Genomic DNA, 16206 nt, shown 5'->3' with positions numbered 1-16206 from the left:
TCCCATCATTCATTGAGGGAGATTACGTTTTTATTCACCTTGTCTCTCATATTCTGATTCACTTATTTCATTTTCTGCAGGCGACCAATAAACCTGCACAAGATGAGGGGAATTACGTAAAATTGCCCGAATAGGCATTTCGATTTCAGATCCATCTTGACAAGCTTTTTCAAAACAATCGCGTTTCTGAAAACCTTCGATATGGAGAATAATACAACGAGACTGCATAATAACTGGCAAAGTTAGTGAGAGTCTTGGCTCAACAGCACTCTTAGCATGAAGGGGTAAAACAAGTGCTTGTGTTCGCAGATCAAGCGCTTGCTTTAAACGATCAGCATCAGGAAAAAAAGAAGCCGTATGTCCATCAACCCCCATTCCTAAAACAACAACATCAAAGGGTTTAGGCAAAGTATTAATACGACTCGCCGCTGAAAAAGCAGCAAGTTCAGCAGTAATTGCTTTATGATAAAGCCCTACAAAACGCGCTTTTGCGGCAAAATTTTGTAACAAATGACACCGTACTATATGTTCATTTGAACGTTCATCGTGTGTAGGGACAAAACGTTCATCGATCAAAGTGATAATGATATTTTGCCAATCAATATCCGCTTTTGACAAATAATGAAAAAACAATTCTGGTGTTTTACCACCAGACACCGCTAAAACTGCTCTCTTGCGCTCAAGAACAGATACACTAAGCTCTGCGGCTACTCGATCTGCTAATGCCAAGGCTAAAGTCTGAGGGGTTTCAAAATCTAAACGGTCAATATTCATTCTATACATACTTATTGCTCTAAACTAAATTGTTCCATATACGCCCATCACGTTCCATGAGAATGGTTGAAGCAGGTGGCCCCCACGTACCAGCGTTATAACTGTGAAACGGCTGTTTTATTGCTTCCCATCCCTCAATGATTGGATCAATCCAACGCCATGCAGCCTCAACTTCATCACGACGCATAAACAGTGTTTGATCTCCACGAATAACATCCATTAATAAACGTTCATAAGCATCCGGATTACGTTCAGAAAATGCGGAAGAAAAACTCATGTCTAATGGAATATGACGAAACCGCATACCGCCATAACTTGGATCCTTAATCATCAACCATTGTTTTACACCTTCATCAGGTTGGAGACGAATAACAAGCCGATTAGAAAAAATTTCATCTAAATCCACATTAAAGATATTATGAGGAATAGGTTTAAAAACCACAACAATTTCAGACATTCGCGTAAACATGCGCTTACCTGTTCGTAAATAAAAAGGCGTATTAGCCCAACGCCAGTTATCAATCTTAACCTTAAGCGCGACAAATGTTTCACTCTTACTCACTCTTCCCAGATCATCAAAATAAGACTCTACAAATATACCATTTGATAGACCAGAAAGATACTGCCCACGTACAGTATGCTGCCCTACATTATGTACATCAAGCGGTGTTAAAGAATGTAAAATTTTAAGTTTTTCATCGCGCACAGCATTAGCACTGTTGGTAAATGGTATTTCCATCGCAACCAAACAAAGTAATTGTAGCATATGGTTTTGAACCATATCGCGTAAAGCACCAGTGCTTTCATAATATTCTGTACGCCCCTCTAACCCTAGAGATTCAGCAACGGTTATCTGAACATGATCAATATAATTGGAATTCCATAGCGGTTCATAAAGTGTATTAACAAACCGCAATGCCATTAAATTTTGAACAGTTTCCTTCCCAAGATAATGATCAATACGAAAGATCTGCTCTTCATTAAAGGCGCTTGCAAATGCATCATTAAGTGAAACAGCTGTTTTTACATCGCAACCAATTGGTTTTTCAATGATAATCCGTGTTTGTGGTGTCACCAACTCATTTTTTCCCAACTTCATTGCAATATCAGCAAAAAGTGACGAACCAACAGCCAAATAAAAAGCTCGAATATCCGCTGAATCTTGTGACAGAAGGAGAGCTAAATCCTCCCACCCTCGATTTGAGGAAACATCAACAGAAACATAGCTTAAACGTGCAAGAAAACGATAGAGTTCAGTTGAATTGAGATCGTTTGGATGGATATATTTTTCTAAAGAAATGCGGACAAAATTTTGATATTCTTCATGACTTAAAGAAGTGCGCGAAACTCCAATAATACGTGTTGGCTCACTGAATTGACCAGCACACTGACAATGATACAAAGCCGGCAAAAGCTTGCGCGACGCCAGATCACCATTGCCACCAAAAACAATACAATCAAAGGAAGAAACTGGAATAATTTTACGCACCATGAACTTGTTTATTTTTCTATTCGATTATGAAATCCCATATCACTTATAAAAGCTTCCATCATTAAAGCAGACAGATACTAAATAAGCCATTAATTTTCTTCATTTCAAGCAATGTTTCCATTAAAGGCGATCCATTAAAGAAAACCAACGCATTGCTAAAAATATAAGCGGATAACGCAAAGCTCTTCCCCCAGGAAAGCATGAAATCTTTAAGTCCTGGAAATAGGAAAAACGTTCATATTTTCCAGTCAACCATTCTGCGTATAATTTTCCCATGAACGGAGCCAGCATAACACCATGCCCTGAATAGCCGCCACAATAAGTCATCTTTGAAAAAAGTTGTCGAACATAAGGCATGCGCTCAACTGTGATAGCAACCGTTGCTCCCCAATGATGGCTTAAATTGATAGAGTGTAATTGAGGGTAAATCTCAGCAATTTGCCGTTTTATACGTTCATCTAAATTTACAGGATACTTATTATTATAACTTTCTACGCCACCAAATAATAAACGATTATCAATGCTTTTGCGAAAATAACGAACCATAAAACGAGAATCATCGACCGCTTCCCCCCCCTTGAGAATTGAACTATGCTTTGGTAATGGGTCCGTTGCTCCAATATAAGAGCGAATAGAAACAATATTTTTTTCAACAAAACGCTCAAGACCAAGTTTATACCCATTTGTTGCAAGTAAAACATGCTCTGCTGTTACACTGCCTTTTTCTGTTATCACTTTCCAATAGGCTCCCTTGCGCCTTACGGTCGTTACTTGTGACTTTTCATAAAGCTTAGCACCAGTATCTTTAGCTTTTTTTGCCAACCCAATAATCAATTTTAAGGGATTTATATGGCCGGTATCCGCATCATAAATACCACCACAATAAAAAGACGATCCAAGTCGTCTAGATGTTTCAGCCCTATCCATAAAAGTAAGTGCGTGATAGCCATAACGCTCCATCACCTCAATATGCCGTTGATAAGAGAGAAGCTCACGCCTTTTATGCGTTACAGAAAGCTGTCCTCTTATCAAATCACACGGACAATTAGGCATCGCGCATAAAGATAAAATATCTCTTTTAGCTTCTTCTGCTAAATCAAACAGAGCCTTACTTCGCTCAAAACCATACTTTTTTTCTAATGTTTCTACCCATTGCCGTTGTCCTGTTCCCAGCTGTCCACCATTGCGCCCTGAAGCACCATCACCAAAACGTGATGCTTCTAATAAAATAACATCTACTCCAGACTTGGCTAAGTGATAAGCAGCCGAAAGACCCGTAAATCCGCCTCCAATAATGACCACATCACACTGTCTGTTTTCACAAAAAGAAGGATAAGAGGGACGTTCTCTTAAAGTATCTTCATACCAAGAAACCCCTGGAGAAATTGGATTATCATCAATCATCGTCATAAAATCTAAACATTCAGCAGGAGATATTCACGCTCCCATGGACTAATGACTTCCATAAAAGTTTCAAACTCTTGTCGTTTAATTGCAGCATAAGTACTGACAAACACATCCCCTAAAATAGCATGTATTGCTGTATCTTGTTCAAACAAATTGACGGCCTCAATGAGTCCACGCGGTAACTCAATATTATCAGCGTTTACATTATTTGTAGCAGGCTCATCCGGCTCAATTTTTTGTTGCAAACCAATGAGACCACACGCTAAAGAAGCTGCTAAGGCTAAATAAGGATTCGCATCTGATGAAGGAAGTCTATTCTCAACACGCCGCGCTTGAGGAGCAGAACGGGGAACACGAAAAGCTGTCGTACGATTATCATATCCCCATCGCAAATTAACGGGCGCCGAATTATCAGGAACAAGACGTCGATAAGAATTCACATAAGGCGCAAGCATCACGAGTACCCCTGGCATATGTTTTTGCAATCCACCAATAAAATGGCGAAAACAGATACTTTCTTCACCATTTTCCTGTGTAAAAATATTCATACCGGTTTTCTTATCAACAACCGATTGGTGAATATGCATAGCAGAACCCGGCTGCCCTTGAATGGGTTTTGCCATAAAAGTTGCATACATATTATGTTTTAGAGCTGCTTCACGAATTGTTCGTTTAAACATAAAAACTTGATCCGCTAATTCAATAGGATCACCATGACGTAAATTAATTTCAAACTGACCTGCTCCTTCTTCATGAATGAGGGTATCAATTTCCAATCCTTGTGCCTCTGAAAATTGGTAAATATCATCAATCAAATCATCAAATTCATTAACACCAGCAATGGAATACCCCTGTCCACCACCAATTGAACGCCCAGAACGACCAACCGGTGGAACTAATGGATAATCAGGATCGGGATTTTTTTGTACCAAATAAAACTCAATTTCTGGTGAAACAACAGGGCTTAAACCCATTTTTGTATAAAGATGGACCACCGTTCGTAAAACATTGCGTGGTGTGTAATCCACAACCTGACCATTTTGATACACAAGATCACAAATCACCTGTGCCGTAGGAGCATCTTCCCATGGAACAATGCTTAACGTAGAAAGATCAGGCTCAAGGCGTAAATCACCATCTGCTTTAGGATATTCAAAACCATGACCATCTTCCGGATAATCCCCTGAAATTGTTGCCATAAAAACTGCTGAAGGCAATGCCAATGATGTTTCTGATGTAAATTTTTTAGAAAGCATCATCTTGCCCCGTGGTACCCCTGCTTGATCGGGTGTAATACATTCAATATCCTCTACCTTACGGAAAGCAAGCCATTGTGAGACCTGTTCCCAATTGTGTACACCACGTAAACTTTTGAGAAAACGAGAAATAGGTTTAAAATTCTTACTTTTCGTTTGTTTACCATTTTTTACAGCCATAACATACCAACTTTAAAAATAATCAAGCCCTATTCTTATTGTATCAGCCCCTGCATAAACGACACGAAAAAAATTCCTCAACTGATATTTTTAAAGAATACTACAAGATCCATCAAGGTAAAAGAACCTTATGCTCAACAAGCTATCCTATCAACCATAGTGAAAAAATTGATATTGCACGCAATACATCGGTGCGAACCTTCTCCTTATATAAAACAGCAAGAAATACTATAGTGGACCGTAACCTAATTCCGATTCAAATAATCAGACATAAGCAAACATTGGCAAGAATCATAAAGGCGAGATATTTAATTTCCTTTTGGCTGTAACAATGCTTAATTGAAAGAAAAGGAACTTTTCTTTCAATATGAAGCAAGTTTTGCAAACTTTACTGTTATCCACATAGAAGTAAACAACCTAGGGTAAGTAGCCTTTACAGCTAGTGCTTACAAACACTCACCCCGCCGTAATATGCATAAATGTATTTTCAGGATAAGACATACGTTTAGCATTTCCGACATGAAACTTAACCATCCCCTGCATAACAGAGCTATCAACCTTGTTCTGAGCGGATGCTACAGACTCTGCACTTATATCAACTCCCACCGCTTGACATTGTACTTTGCACACAATATTTAGAGCTGGGAATTCAGTAGAGCACGCTAAATCCAATAGATAAGATTTTTTGCTAATTGCGTCATGTGTGATCCAATATTTGATAGTCTCCAGCCCACTAGGAGGTGTGTTATTTATATCTAAAAATCCCAAAAATCAGGATATGAGAACACAATGATATCAATTTCCTTTGAACTAAAATCCTTCATCCTTGATCTTCCACCATCGTAAAATCTTTTTTGTATCAGTTGCTTTCACATACTTTGACTTATGATCTAGTTACTGTGCAGATTGTAATTAAGTTCGTACCATTCTGCTCTTTTATAGAGCTAATATTTGAAAAAAATAACCATAATCTTTAGATATAATACGCCCAAGTTTGATAATTACCGTAAGCTTATGTAAATCACAACCCAATTGTGACAATGCCTCATAAATTTTACGAGGGTGTTCGTCATTGACCGTCACGGCACCGCAGAACGCTGTGGAAGTCGGATATCCCTTGCCTAGACTGATAAAACTTATCTGATCCTTCAATGCGTAAATATCCTTTCCAACCTTAGTTTAAGGTGGATACTATTAACTCAGTCGAATTCAAATTAGAGCCCACATGCAAAGGCACCCCATTAAGCCTAATCTTATTGGATTCTAGCAAAGATAATGCGGCATGTAACTCCGCCGCTGTCATCCCAAAACGCGATCTATCCCCGTTTGCCAGTACATGGCACAATCTCAATGAGATTTTAGGCAATATGTCAAAATAGCGGGCAAGAGCGGTGATGTCATGTAATTCAATAATATTATCACACTGGACATTTATATGTTTTCTAATAGATAATTCTATCTCTTCTCGATAGTTTTACAGGGATATTAAAAATATATACCTACCTTTAAAACCATCTTTTTGCGCTAATGATATTTCATGACCAGACGCAAATCCAAAGTCCCAGCAACATAACAATGATGCCCCGCACGTCCATTAAAATACCTGCTTTTTCTCGCCCTAGGCATTCATAGCCCGACCACGTAAAACAGGATACCAATTACAATATCAGACCATAAGGCTGCAAGAGAAAGTTCTTTTATATTTTTATTTTTACATTGCCTCTTAAACAAGCTAGCCCGTTCGTATGATAAGTTATATGTATAATACATATAACTTCTACAAAAGGAGGATTCATTATGTTCCGTGAAAATCTTTGGTAATACACTCGGGTGATAGGATAATCAGTCGCCCGTCAATAATATAGTGCAAGTTAAGAAGTTGGGGGAGGTAAGCTATGCAACTCGTGGATCATCCTTTTGAAAAGTTCGATCAACTCAAGCCGATTTACAGCTTCATATATCCGCTATTTCGCACTATTTCAAATGAATTTTACGATTACCTAGACTTTAATAAACTAGCGCAAAGTAAGCAGATTCCACAAGCGCGTACCATTTCTCTTTATTTGCATATTCCCTTTTGCGAAACCATCTGTTCCTTCTGTCCCTTTCAGAAAGGGGCCTACAAGCACGTTAAGCAAATCGAATCTTATATGTCAGCGCTTACCACAGAGATCAGAACCAAAGGAAATTTCATTCGCTCGCTTAGAGGGCCCATCCGCAGCATCTATATAGGGGGCGGCACACCGTCGCTTTTGTCCGCAGATAATATCCGACACATCGGAAAAGTATTGCATGCCGAATTTGAGCTTTCTTCCTTAACCGAGTTTACACTGAAAAGCGAACCGAAGAGCGTCACACGTGATAAACTTTATGCTGCCCGTGAGATCGGCGTTAACCGGATCAGCTTCGGTATACAGAGTTTCATTGAGCGTTTCCGATCATTGTTTAACCTCACCTCAACACGTGAACAAATCAACAATACCGTGGCTTGGTCACAAGAGATCATTGGACATGTCGGTTTCGACCTACTATATGGCATGCACAGCCAGCAAACTGAAGAACTATTATACGATTTGAAGCAAGCCAGCGAGCTTCATCCTGAAACCATCAACCTCTATGCAATCAACAATCTGGCTATCACGTCGCAACTGCATAAGTCTTACACACAAAAAGGGCTAAAGCCATCCAGCCTACAACATCGACAGATGCTTCGCTTATTTAGCGACATCGTTATGCGCAGCTGCGGCTATGCGCCGTGTAATGGACATTCCTATATCAAAATTGCCAATAACACTCCTCTAACGCTCGCTAAAACGAGTTCAGCTAATTATTTCCGCTATCACAAATATTTGCATGATTATCATGACGATTATGTGGTTGGCTTCGGGGCGTCAGCAATGTCGCTTCTCGGCTCACTCGTCACACGAGCCAATCCCAGTAGAAGCGGATACATTACCGACATACAACTTAAAGGCAAATCCAAAGTATACTACAATTGGGTATCAGCGGAGCAACAAGCCTCCAAGGCTTTGTGTATGCGGCTACCTTATAACGGCTATGTCCAAAAAGAAAGAATTGACTGGACCGCACTCCCCTCTTTTGTATACAATAACCTACAACAGCTTATAGGCGCAGGTCTCATCGCAGAAAGTGATAACGATCTCCAGCTGACTCAGCGTGGTTGGCAATGGTATTCCAACCTTATGTATTTTCTTCTACCTCAGGAAGATAGGAATATCTTGGACGGCTATGTCGCAAACATGCTGAATACAACCGCCGTACTTGATGGACCAGCGGAAACCTGTGTGGCATCTTAAGGAGAAAAGAATGTTCACGCTTTTTGCCAATAAGAACATACGCTATTTTTGCCTAACCGTTAGTCTGCTCGCCTTACTCAGCGGTGCTTTGCACACTGCCATCCCGCTATTAGCAAGACAATCTGGATATGGCGTAGTCGGAGTAAGTTGGGCGCAAGGTCTCTTCTCATTAGCGTGGCCAATTTTCGGCATCCTTGCAGGCACTTTACTTGATCGCTGCGACAAAATAAAACTTGCCACCTCGGCTCTCCTCATCTTCATGCTACTGCATATTGTACTGTTCGTACTGCTCATGATACAGATTGCTCCAGCCGAACAAATTTTCTTCTATGCAACCATTGCTGGATTCATCGTCGTTTCTGCCGAAGCTTATATAATGACGATTCCACCACTTATCATGGAGGGAGAGCGATTGATGACCTTCTACTCAATTGTCTTGTTTTTAGATTTCGGGGTCTCATATTTTCTTGCCCCTGTTATAACAAGCAGCATTTTAGCGCATAGCACACTGCTATTTCTTGGCCTGTTAATCCTGCTTTTTATCACATTGATTTTTACCGCTCGCCGTGCTGTTCCGACATCGCCAACACCTGATAAAGAAAATATCTCTTTCCGTTATATCATTGCCGGCTTTCGTTTTATTTTTTCAAATCGGCATCTTACCTCCCTTACATTACTCACATTCTTTCTATCGGTGGTATTTGGAGCATTCCTAACCTCGTTCATCTTCTTCGTTACCGACGATCGGTATCTGGGCCTACATAGCAGCCAATATGGCGTGATGTTTGCAGCCTACGCGCTTGGTACAATGGCAGGTGCCCTATTTGCGCCGCGTATACGCTATGCACCGGTGCGCCTAGCTGTTCTCACTGACGGTTTAGGAACGGTTGTCTTGCTGCTGATTCCAGCCTTTTCAAAAAGTGCTGTCGTCGTATGGGGCGTCACCTTTATCGCTGGCGTTGGAGCAAGCTTATGGTTTATTGGTGTTACCGCCTTCAGGCAGCGCCTCACACCAAAGCAACTTCTCGGGCGAGCTAATTCTGCTTTTCGGGTGATCGGTTATGCTGGAATGCCAGTCGGAAGCTTTTTGGTCGGCGTCCTTGGTTCTTTTATATCATTGCAATTTGCTGCCGCCTTTATCGCTGGACTACTATTGGTGGCTATCGCAATAACGCTTCCATTTCTTTGGCAGGCTGATCATATAACACCCAACCCTGCCAGGAGGTAACGGCTGCTTTTTAAAAAAGACACGGTCAAAAAAGGCACACATACCCTATTACGCAATCAATTGATCTGTTCTTTGGACGAGGAAATTATAACCGTAATGGCTGATAGAGCCAGCGGCACTAATGGAAGCAGCCAAACAAGCGTTAAAGGCAAAATAGCCCCTTTACGTTGATTGGGCGATGATCTCAACGCCTATATGAAGGATGCAGAGAGCTTATGGCGTACGGAGCGCAATTCTTAACTAAAATCCGCCCTAGCAATGCCCACTTATACTCCAGTTAATCGGTCATCCGCTGGACATCAAATGCCTCACCCCTTTACTGCTCCTCAAAATACATTTTGCTGCACTTACGCGCCGTATTCTTCCTTTGTAATTAAAAGAGCAGTCCTCCTTTCCTAATTTAGGATCTCTACCTACACAACGCAGCAACAGATACGACCATATATGCAATCACGCCTTAGGACCTGCATAGTAGAAAGCTTAGTTTGAGAGATTCATAAAGCCTATATCCCAATAAATTTGCCACCCAATCCACCTTTAAAAAGGGCGGTTTTATATAAACCGTTAGAGCAAGCTATGAAATCCTTAGGTGTATTAGAAATAATTTGCGTTTTTTACCTCAGACCAATGTTGATTGACTTTTACTCGTGCATATACGCAAGCGGTGCTACTCTTTCTCAGATAGAAAGGACATAATCGTTACCATCTGACCTATTATTGTTTGAAAATAAAGAAAAAATATCAGTGCGACTGACGATATTGAAGAGCTATCTCATTATGTGGCTGTACTTAATTACGGCATTGGGAAGCTAGACACGCAATCACCCATTTCTGCGCGCCTTCTACATGGTATTCATAAGATGTTATTACGCAGTAAACACAGTACGTCCAAAAGCCTTGGCAAATTTCGCAAAGCACAAAATTAGCTTGGCGGTACGCAACTAAAGACAGCGTCATTCGTGCCGCCCACTCCTCCCCCCCCTCTCTCTACCGCCATCCCCCCGCTTTAGAATCGCGCCAACTCATCACCGGTGCCTCGTTAAACACCACACCAGTCTTAAGGGCGGTAAAATGCGCCTTGCCGCATTTAATCTTCAGCATTTCTTTAAGGCGCAAATCAAACTCGCTATTCGTTCCTTTTGTTTCCAGTACAAAATCAAGCTTTTGCGCGCCATCTCACTCTAAAACACGCAAAAATCCGGCGTGTAAGAGCCTATGAGCGTCACGATTTTAAAGCTCCTTGGCAATTTAAAAAATAATTTTACTTCGGAGGCATTATCATTAATTTTGCGCAAATTCTTTCTCAATATTACTCTTATAAACCACATGATCATATACACTCTTCTCACTCACCAGCGCTGTACGCTCTAAATTCGCCAAAAGTTCGCTACTTGCAAAACATTCTTGCACACTATAGTCTTGGCTAACTAGTGTTAAATATTTAATACCAGCAATAGTAAGATTGACATACGCTTTATTGAGGATTTCCTCCGCGCACTCTAAAAAAGCTTACGTTTTTTTGCAAAATCTAATACGTGCCCACTATTTAGCAAAACATCAATATCATAAGCCTCTTGGTATGCTCGTTCGCGATATTTCTGGCTAATAGCAGTACAATCATTTGGCGTATTCAAATCGATAAGCATCTCTACTTAAAACGATGGACAGCTATTAATTTCGACTAAATCCATATAAGATGACCCACACACTATTTTTTCTTGTGTCTTTATGTAAGTCACGGGCAAGTCCCTATTCAATTGTATTTTCTCTCTCAGAGCTCTTCGTTTTTTATTAACTTTTTATCAGTATAAAGCCAGGCCAAATTAAGCGGAATAACTAAACATATACAAAGCAAGGCGAAACAAAAAGCTGCTTCTATACAAACATTATTCGCCAACCAACCAATCAGCACAAGCGCTAAAATACCAAAAATACGCGCAAGAAAACTAACAATGGATAAAACCGTATTTGCATTCTTTTGTTGAATATGTTTAAAAAATTCTGCTTCAAACTGCGTCATAGGGACAGAAAAAAAACTGTGAAATACAGTGAATAAAATAAGGGGGGCCCAACTGTTTGCAACGAGGAGCAGAGCAAGCATAATAACAGCACTCAGGACGAGTGAGCACAAAGTTATCGCCATAGGAGCGTATTTTTGCATAAGATATTTAATTACAAAGCGATTAAATAAGTATTTTACGAGAGTATAAGACACAAAGCATAGACCAAGAATAAGAATTTTAGTCTTTCCTGTTGCATTGTCTAATACTCCTGTTTGTCCCAAAATAAAAGGTTGCCAAAAATGAAATATAGGCTGCAATGCGGCAACAATAAAACCACATATCAATATATAATACAACCCGATCTTTGAGGTAACTAAATAAGCAAAAGCTTCTGTTGCATGCAACAAAGAACCCGATTTTATTGGCTTACTGCCCGAAACGGATGCAATAGCTATCCCCGTCACCCGACTAAACAAGAATACAAGCACGAGAAACCCGAAAGAACAAAAATAATATGCCGACTGATAATTATCCATACACAAAACAATAAGAACACCTAGCGCACCAGCAACCATATTCATGAATGCCGTTAGTTCCCGCTTATAGGCGTTTACTTGGTGATAGATCAAACTACCCTTGTAACCACCGCTATCAATTAAGCCTTTAATCCATGTGCTATCAGCGCCAGAACATAAAGCAAAGCCTAAAGCATAAATAATTTCTGCCGGAATTAAGACAAAAAGATTAGGCGCGTAGATACATAAAAAGAAAAAGAGCGAAAAAAAGAAACATGATAAGATAACATTTTGTTTAACGCCGATTTTATCTCCTAAAATCCCACAAGGCACTTCAAAAATACAAATAGCTACGCTAAACACAATTTGCAATAAAGCTAACTGTGTCATACTAACGCCCATAGACAAGAAAAAAAAAGCATGGAATGAACCTGTAATCAGCCGAACCCCGCTCATTGCCGCACAGCCATAGAGCAACTTTTTAACTTCATAATCTATCGTCATTAATATATCCAAAAGCTATAAAGCTGGCAGCTTTTTTTGCTGCCAGCTTTATATATTTTTAACCTCAATTCAGAAGGGAGCGTCGAGCAGTCATTTTCTGCTCACTTGTTTGGGCTTTAAGCGAAGTAACATCAACCCGCTTAATTTGAATTTTTTTCAGTGGTTTATACACATCTTTAGTTTTCATAATTTTACCTCCTGTATTAAATGAAAACAATTAAATTTCACATAAAGTACACATTATAGCTACTTTTTAGCTAGCTTTTATCAATTTATTATTTTGATATAAAAAGTTTGGCTGTCCTCCCCGCGCCGAGATTAAGTATTTCGTGCACCAATACTAATGAAAACAATTAAATTTAATATGAAGTACACATTATAGCTACTTTATAGCTACCTTTTGTCAATTTATTATTTTGATATAAAAAGTTTGGCTGTCCTCCCCGCGCCAAGGTTAAGTATTTCGTGCACCAATGCTAATGAAAACAATTAAATTTCACATGAAGTACACATTATAGCTACTTTATAGCTAGCTTTGTCAATTTATTATTTTGATATAAAAAGCTTTGCTCTCCTCCCCGCGCCGAGATTAAGTATTTCATGCACCAATCATTCTGCAACAACCACCGCAGCACTTGGAAAATCATGCGCCGCTTCGGGCAAAGTGCACTTATATTCACGCCAATTTGTCACCGGCTATGCACTACACTCAAAACTCATCTCAAGCGCCGCAAAATGCGCAAAATAAAGCTTTTGTTCGCTCTCACGCTCTAATACCGCCTAATCTGGTATAAGAGCCGATTAGCGTTGCAATTTTAAAACTCCTTGGCAATTAAAAAAATAATCTTACATCCGGGTCATTATCGAGATTTTGCGCAAACTCTTTCTCAATACGGCTCTCACAAATCACATGATCATAAACTTTTCTCGTTGATCACCGCCAGCCATTTGGTCGCCTTTTCCGACCTAATTTTACAGATGTGGCGTCAATCTTATTATGATGCGCACATCCAGAGATTATTTTATCCTCTGCATTAGAGCCAAAAACATGAACAATACGCAGCGGCTTCGCTAATAAGGCAAGCGCGCCGCTCAGTCAACCTACACGAAAATGCATGTGCAGGCGAATGCCCCCCATAATATGCAATATTTCAAGCCCGTCCATAGGGGTGTCACTTTTAAAAATCTATAATACGTTTCATCAGCAAGATATGTGCAGCGAGCTTGTGCATCTTCGCTGCTAAGTCTCCATGTATGGTTTTCATTCTCAGACGCAAAATCATCTTTAGCTGAAGCAACTTGACATTGCAGTGCTTGTCCATAAAGCGTATGCACAACTGTTCCCAAATATTCACATGACAGTAGCGCATTTTTGGCTGTACTGCCATGAGAGAAAAGACCAACAGCTTTATCCCCAAAAGAATGATAATCTAAATTATCAAGAGCATTCTTTATCCCTCTGAATAAGACCCGTATAAACAGAACTTGCAAGAATAACATCGTCAGCGGCAGCGATTGTTTTAACAAACGCATGCATTTTAGCACCGCGATTGTAATGACTTATAAAAACAATAACTTTTTTAAATGACTCCTCAACGGCGTATAAATATAGGCACGTTTTTTCTAGTCATTTTTTATGGTATTAAACCATTCCAATTTACTAAACTTACTCTTAAATTGAATCCGAATGATTTTAATAAACTCATATTACCTTAAAACTCAATAGATAATATTAAGGATACAAACAAAGGCACTTCTTTTTCATATTAAGCCAATTTTGTAACCTATATTGTTATCTCCATAGAAGCAAAACAGCCCCTATGGACGGGATGAGGTGCTATGCTTTCACAGCTCGTGCTTACAGTGCTTTTATAACACTCACTTCGCCCCAAACATAGAATTGCGTTTTATTAAATAACCCACGCGCATATAGTTAAAGATAGAAACGATTAAGCTGGCACCAATCATGCCAAGCCAATAACCCATAAAACCATATTCAAAAAAATGTGCCATGAGAGCTCCCCCAAATAAGCCTATCCCCCAATAGCTTATTGTTACAACAATTGTTGGCCAAAACGTATCAAGCAAACCCACAAGTATGCCATTGAGCATGGCTCCTAAAGTGCCAAAAGCAAAAGACAATAAGATAAACGGAAGCAACTCCCAAGAGAAAACAATAACGTGGACTGAAGAAATGTCAAAGATGATTGAAAGAATGAATTCATAAGAAAAATAAACACCCCCTGATAAAAACAAGACATAAGCTATAGCAAAAATTGTGACATTCATACGTAACTGTTTTAGAGCCATATGATTCCGATCGGCTTGATACCACGCTGCTATGGTCGCAGCTGCGCTGGAAATCCCCAAAGCTACCACAGAAATAAGCATATCAAGACGCATTCCAATCGTATGCGCAGCCAAAGCTTCGACCCCAAAAGCTGTAATCATGAAGGCAATAACAGAAGGAAAGCCCTCCGCAATAAGAATACGGATACCAATGGGAAGTCCTATGAACAGTAATTGTATTATTCGTGAAATTTCTAACTTTGGTCTTAAATAATTAAAGTGAAAGGAACTAAAAGTAGAATTGCGGGACAGAATTATTGCTACTGCCATAACAATCAAAATACGGACCAAACTACTCGCAATTCCAGCACCAAAGACACCAAATCCGCTTGCAGGACCTATACCAAAAATAAGCAGCCAAGAGATGAGAAAATTTACAGGAATAGCGGCAAGCATAATCCAAGTTAAGGGCTTTGGATGACCAATTGCTGACAGTAATCCACGGCTATTTACATAAAGATAAAAAAACACTACCCCTATAGCAGCGCCACTATTATATTTCTGCGCTATATTGGCAATTGCCTCATTTTGGCCGAGAAGACATAAAATATTCCTCGTATTGAGTAAAATGATTGCACTTATTATTCCAATCAAAAGGGAAAGCCATATTCCTTGATCAAACCATGCCTTCAATGCATCTCTATCTTGTTTGCGAAAACTTTCCGCAAGTTTTGGTGCAACTGCGGTAATAATCCCTAGTCCCAACAACATAACAAAACTAAACATACTTAGAGCTAACATTGTACCACTCAAGGCTTGAACGCCTAAATGCGCTACAAGTGCCGCATCTGTGAAGGAAATCATCATCTGAGAGATAAAACCAATAGCCAGTGGCATACCAAGAAGGAGTAATTTCTTCATCACAACAAACATTGTGAAATACCCTTCCCTATTGAAGGGCATATTAAACCCGGATCTTTTAAACAAAACGTATTGATTTTTTTTGTCAAGTCTTTCCATCGCAAATCTTGCGTAAAAGATGCATAATGAGAACTCATTAAGCTAAGAGGAGATACCCAGTTCTTAAAGGAGAAGCGCAATGCGCCTTTATTCGTTTTTTGGACTTCATGCCATGCATTTTTTTTGTACAATATTATGCCCCCAAGCAGTTACAATTGTTGATAAAATATCCTTAGCAAGCCTTTGTTCGTCTTGCACATCCATTTTCAGTATTTTCAATA

General features: G+C 39.7%; 14 protein-coding genes. 2 read left to right on the top strand and 12 right to left on the bottom strand.

What is annotated here, in order from left to right; translation table 11 throughout:
- Positions 1-30: 30 nt before the first annotated feature.
- The 6 genes from pgl to QHG57_RS09765 form a co-directional block, all read right to left on the bottom strand.
- The gene (pgl, locus tag QHG57_RS04000) at positions 31-783 is read right to left on the bottom strand and encodes a 6-phosphogluconolactonase (protein WP_330169523.1); all 753 of its coding nucleotides are present in this window, start codon (positions 781-783) and stop codon (positions 31-33) included.
- Positions 784-793: 10 nt separating this feature from the next.
- On the bottom strand, positions 794-2266 hold the full coding sequence (gene zwf / locus QHG57_RS03995) for a glucose-6-phosphate dehydrogenase (protein ID WP_330167175.1): 1473 nt from the start codon (positions 2264-2266) through the stop codon (positions 794-796).
- A gap of 120 nt (positions 2267-2386) precedes the next feature.
- A complete protein-coding gene (locus tag QHG57_RS03990) occupies positions 2387-3670 on the bottom strand; it encodes an NAD(P)/FAD-dependent oxidoreductase (RefSeq protein WP_330169522.1) in 1284 nt (427 codons plus the stop codon).
- Positions 3671-3681: 11 nt separating this feature from the next.
- Positions 3682-5109, bottom strand: coding sequence for a glutamine synthetase family protein (locus QHG57_RS03985; protein WP_330169521.1), 1428 nt, complete (start codon positions 5107-5109; stop codon positions 3682-3684).
- 456 nt (positions 5110-5565) lie between these two features.
- Complete coding sequence (locus QHG57_RS03980; protein ID WP_330169520.1) at positions 5566-5739, bottom strand: class I SAM-dependent methyltransferase; 174 nt, start codon at positions 5737-5739, stop codon at positions 5566-5568.
- A 544-nt stretch (positions 5740-6283) separates the two neighbouring features.
- Positions 6284-6520: a type III PLP-dependent enzyme domain-containing protein gene (locus tag QHG57_RS09765; protein WP_419196696.1), complete on the bottom strand. Its 237-nt coding sequence runs from the start codon at positions 6518-6520 to the stop codon at positions 6284-6286.
- Positions 6521-7004: 484 nt separating this feature from the next.
- Between QHG57_RS09765 and QHG57_RS03975 the strand changes: the two genes are divergently transcribed.
- A complete protein-coding gene (locus QHG57_RS03975; protein WP_330167172.1) occupies positions 7005-8426 on the top strand; it encodes a coproporphyrinogen-III oxidase family protein in 1422 nt (473 codons plus the stop codon).
- A gap of 10 nt (positions 8427-8436) precedes the next feature.
- Entirely contained in the window at positions 8437-9654 is a 1218-nt protein-coding gene (locus QHG57_RS03970) for an MFS transporter (protein ID WP_330169519.1), read from the top strand.
- Positions 9655-10641: 987 nt separating this feature from the next.
- On the opposite strand, the gene QHG57_RS03965 is transcribed toward QHG57_RS03970, so the two are convergent.
- The 6 genes from QHG57_RS03965 to QHG57_RS03945 all read right to left on the bottom strand — a co-directional run bounded on the left by QHG57_RS03965 (position 10642) and on the right by QHG57_RS03945 (position 15898).
- On the bottom strand, positions 10642-10770 hold the full coding sequence (locus QHG57_RS03965; RefSeq protein ID WP_330169518.1) for a hypothetical protein: 129 nt from the start codon (positions 10768-10770) through the stop codon (positions 10642-10644).
- 65 nt (positions 10771-10835) lie between these two features.
- Entirely contained in the window at positions 10836-10982 is a 147-nt protein-coding gene (locus tag QHG57_RS03960) for a restriction endonuclease (protein ID WP_330168802.1), read from the bottom strand.
- A 443-nt stretch (positions 10983-11425) separates the two neighbouring features.
- A complete protein-coding gene (locus tag QHG57_RS03955) occupies positions 11426-12676 on the bottom strand; it encodes an MFS transporter (RefSeq protein WP_330168749.1) in 1251 nt (416 codons plus the stop codon).
- Between the two features lie 832 nt (positions 12677-13508).
- Entirely contained in the window at positions 13509-13586 is a 78-nt protein-coding gene (locus QHG57_RS09760; protein WP_281432030.1) for a hypothetical protein, read from the bottom strand.
- A 191-nt stretch (positions 13587-13777) separates the two neighbouring features.
- The gene (locus QHG57_RS03950) at positions 13778-14209 is read right to left on the bottom strand and encodes a hypothetical protein (RefSeq protein WP_330168747.1); all 432 of its coding nucleotides are present in this window, start codon (positions 14207-14209) and stop codon (positions 13778-13780) included.
- Between the two features lie 345 nt (positions 14210-14554).
- Positions 14555-15898 (bottom strand): MATE family efflux transporter, encoded by a 1344-nt coding sequence (locus QHG57_RS03945; RefSeq protein WP_330169517.1) that lies wholly within the window; start codon positions 15896-15898, stop codon positions 14555-14557.
- Positions 15899-16206 lie beyond the last annotated feature (308 nt).

Source organism: Bartonella grahamii subsp. shimonis (genome assembly GCF_036327415.1).
Taxonomy (GTDB): Bacteria; Pseudomonadota; Alphaproteobacteria; order Rhizobiales; family Rhizobiaceae; genus Bartonella; species Bartonella shimonis.
Note: the sequence above shows the minus strand (reverse complement) of the source record. Positions and strands in the feature narration are given on the sequence as shown.

What these genes read in the sequence shown, in the direction of transcription:
- QHG57_RS03985 (WP_330169521.1), bottom strand. Translation starts at nt 5,109, where the DNA reads ATGGCTGTAAAAAATGGTAAACAAACGAAAAGTAAGAATTTTAAACCT.
- QHG57_RS03950 (WP_330168747.1), bottom strand. Translation starts at nt 14,209, where the DNA reads ATGCGTTTGTTAAAACAATCGCTGCCGCTGACGATGTTATTCTTGCAA.
- QHG57_RS03960 (WP_330168802.1), bottom strand. Translation starts at nt 10,982, where the DNA reads ATGTGGTTTATAAGAGTAATATTGAGAAAGAATTTGCGCAAAATTAAT.
- QHG57_RS03970 (WP_330169519.1), top strand. Translation starts at nt 8,437, where the DNA reads ATGTTCACGCTTTTTGCCAATAAGAACATACGCTATTTTTGCCTAACC.
- QHG57_RS03955 (WP_330168749.1), bottom strand. Translation starts at nt 12,676, where the DNA reads ATGACGATAGATTATGAAGTTAAAAAGTTGCTCTATGGCTGTGCGGCA.
- pgl (WP_330169523.1), bottom strand. Translation starts at nt 783, where the DNA reads ATGTATAGAATGAATATTGACCGTTTAGATTTTGAAACCCCTCAGACT.
- QHG57_RS03945 (WP_330169517.1), bottom strand. Translation starts at nt 15,898, where the DNA reads ATGTTTGTTGTGATGAAGAAATTACTCCTTCTTGGTATGCCACTGGCT.
- QHG57_RS03975 (WP_330167172.1), top strand. Translation starts at nt 7,005, where the DNA reads ATGCAACTCGTGGATCATCCTTTTGAAAAGTTCGATCAACTCAAGCCG.
- zwf (WP_330167175.1), bottom strand. Translation starts at nt 2,266, where the DNA reads ATGGTGCGTAAAATTATTCCAGTTTCTTCCTTTGATTGTATTGTTTTT.
- QHG57_RS03990 (WP_330169522.1), bottom strand. Translation starts at nt 3,670, where the DNA reads ATGATTGATGATAATCCAATTTCTCCAGGGGTTTCTTGGTATGAAGAT.